1 protein-coding gene and 1 pseudogene are annotated in these 3205 nt (G+C 67.5%); both read right to left on the reverse strand.

The features are described 5' to 3' along the window. Window positions 1–119 precede the first annotated feature (119 nt). Window positions 120–2444 (reverse strand): glycosyltransferase family 2 protein, encoded by a 2325-nt coding sequence (locus JWP54_RS15210; protein WP_297373553.1) that lies wholly within the window; start codon window positions 2442–2444, stop codon window positions 120–122. A gap of 514 nt (window positions 2445–2958) precedes the next feature. After that, a pseudogene (locus JWP54_RS15215) lies at window positions 2959–3205 on the reverse strand (ribosome biogenesis GTPase Der); the annotation flags it as partial.

The raw sequence follows: 3205 nt of genomic DNA on the forward strand, positions 1-3205 counted from the left end.
GAGCACCACCCCGAGGAACACCCGCACCACCGACAGGCGGCGGTGCGGTTGGCCGGACCGGTCCATGGACGTGGTCGGCTGCGGAACCGGCGGCAGTGCCGGCGTGGTCGTCAGGTCGCTCACTTGACGGCTCCCGTCTTGGCGCGCTTGGCGGCGGAGGCCTGCACGAACGGTCCGGTCACCAGTTCCACGTCTCTGGGCAGTTCGCCTACCGCGTGGCCGTGGTACAGCACCGCCCGCCAGTCCAGCGCGGGTTCGGACTGCGGCACGACCGCAGCGGCCGTGGCGCGGCGCGGCGCACGCTCGATGAACATCCACTGCGTCAGCCCCAGGAACACGTCCACGACGGAGTTCCAGATGCCGATGTAGCTCACGATGGCGAAGCTCGCTAGCAGAGCGTTGAACCCGGCGAACGCGGCGTTGCCCCAGTTCTCGTTCGACACATCCCGCCACAGGGTGAGCGCGGAGAACGCGACGATCAGGAACGGCACCACCACGAACATGATCGGGGCGGCCGTGCGGTTGCGCACCTTCGGGGTGCGGGCGAACGGGATCTTCTTGCTGGTGACGGCCTGCTGCAGCGACTTGAGGACTCCGGCGAGGTTCACCGGCAGCAGGATCAGGTTGAAGCCGTAAATGCGCATGATGTCGCTGAACTTGTACCCGCAGTAGCGCAGGTCGCTGCCCATCGCGAGGAAGTACGGCAGCGCGGCCAGCACCACGACCGGGCTGAGCAGCCGGCTGTCGTACGGGTAGGCGAGCAGGAAGATCAGGCCGAAACTGGCCCAGGCGATGCTGGTCATGTAGTTGACCCGCAAGGCCAGTTCGATGAGCCCGATCGGGCGGCCCTGGCGGCGGCGTTCACGCATCTGGCGCCAAAGTTTGGGCAGGATGAGCAGGCCTCCGTTGGCCCACCGGCGGCGTTGCACGATCAGTGAGCCGAAGTCGGGCGGGGTGGCACTGTAGCTGAGCCGTTCGGGGTAGTTCACCAGTGACCAGCCGTGCGTGCCCAGGTCGATGCTCGACTCGGTGTCCTCGATCACGGTGCGGTCCTGCACGTACCGGCGCACCTCGAACCCGCCGACGGTCTCCACCTCGACGATGTCTTCCAGGGCCACCTTGCGGATGACGGCGTTGGCGCCCACCCAGAAGGTGGCGCCGTGGTGGGTCATGCCCTGGTGCAGGATGTGCTGGATGTCGGTGCTGGCGCCGGCGAGCCGTTCGATGCGGGTGGGCGCACCGCGGAAGGACGAGTATGGGGTCTGGGTGACCGCGACCCGGGCGTTGTCGGGCTGTTCGAGCAGGTAGACCAACCGCAGGCAGTAGTCGCGCAGCAGCAGCGAGTCGGCGTCGAGGGTGAGCAGGTACTCGGAGTCGCGCACCACGAAGTCGGCGGGCACGTCGTCGGCGACCTGGCGCAGGATGGCGCCATCCGGCCCGTCCTCGCGCCGGTAGCGACGCCCCATCAGGCCGATGTACGCGTTGAGGTTCATCGCCTTGTTGGCGTCGTGCGACAGCGAGGCGTACAGCTTGCGTTCAAAGGTGTCGAGCTCTGCCGAGAAGGTCCAGACCAGGCGGCGGTGCAGTTCGAGCATCCGGGCGGCCGTGGGAGTGGTGCCCTCCTTCGCGGCGGCGGCCAGCGCCGCACCGATGAGGGAGAGTTCGGCGGCGAGGCCGCCGAGCACCTGCTCCACGAAGAACGTGTCGACGTGGTCGTCGATGGTCTCGGCGGAGGCCATCGCCTGCAGCCAGCGGGCCGCCCACTGGTATTCCTCGGCGAGCCGCTGCACGGCGGCGGTGCCGGGCTGCGGGTCGTTGGCCAGTTCGAGTTCGCAGAGCAGCAGGTCCTCGGTGAACCGGGCCCGGGGTTCGGCCAGGGCCAGCTCGATGTCCCGGGCGATGCTGCGCGAGGCCTGGAGTTGCAGGGCAACGGCCGGGTCGGCGGGGTAGGGCGGGTCGTCGAGCAGCAGCACGATGCGCAGGTCGGGGTATTCCTGCAGCGCGGCCGACCAGAGGGTAGCCCGCACCACGCCGGGCTCCTCGCTGTAGGAGGGCACCAGGACCGTGAGCGAGCCCTGGTGGGTCGCGAAATGGCTGTCCAGTTCGGCGCGGGGAACCCGCACGTGGTCGCGGAAGCGTTGCAGGGCGCCCTGCCGGGCGATGAGGTACATCAGTGCCGAGAAGGTCAGGAAGGTGACCACGATGACGTAGGACACCGCCTCGGTGGTGAACCGAAAGCTCTCGGTGCCGTTGTTGAGGAACTGACGCAGGATCGTGTAGATGATGTAGGCCACCCAGGCGGCCACGGTGGCGATGATCGCCAGCCGGCCCCAGGTGATCTTGGAATCGCTGGGAATGTCGTGCACGGTGGGAAGCGGCTCCGTGTTGCGTTCGGCGCCAAGCTGGCGTTTGCGGGCAGGCGAAGTTAGGGACTTCGAGGGCACAGGAATACGTCCTTGGATGAGGGCCAGGGATCTCGCTGATTCGCGGTCGAGGGTTCGGGTCTCGAGAGCGCCGGGAATCAGCGAGATTCAGGTGACGGATTGTCGGAAGGGCTAGAAGAGCGTCCAGCGGCGGAGAACGCCCGCTGAAGAAAAGCTGCTGGCGGAATGGGGGGATTCCGCCAGCACCAAAAATCTAAGACATGCCCGGCCGCACCCGATAGACCCTCACTCGGGGGCAGCTTCAACGTCGACTTCCAGGTTTCCCCGGCCGTTCCGCGCCAGCACTGGGCACCGAATATGCTGATGCGTTGCTCTTTACCGAATCTTGAGCCGATCTTGCGCTGGGAACTGTCGATTGTGTCGCTGTGTGGCCAGAACAGTCGGCACCGGGCGGCCTCCGCTCACGATGCGGCGGTGCCGCGGTGCGGCGGGCACGAAAAAGCCGCGTGCCGCGCATCGGAATGGATGGCGGCACGCGGCCTGGGTCGAGCCGGCCGGGTGACCCGGCGGCTCGTTAGCGCTTGCGCTTCTCGCGCACCCGCATGCTGATGTTGATCGGGCTGCCGGCGAAGCCGTAGACCTCGCGCAGACGACGCTGGATGAACCGGCGGTAACCCGGGTCGAGGAACCCGGTGGTGAAGATTACGAAGGTCGGCGGGCGGCTGGAGGCCTGGGTGCCGAACAGGATGCGCGGCTGCTTGCCACTGCGCACCGGGTGCGGGTGCTCCGCGGCCAGCTCGGCGAGGAACGCGTTGAACTTC

Origin of the sequence: Cryobacterium sp., from assembly GCF_025463825.1 — a bacterium.
In the GTDB taxonomy this organism is placed as follows: Bacteria; Actinomycetota; Actinomycetes; order Actinomycetales; family Microbacteriaceae; genus Cryobacterium.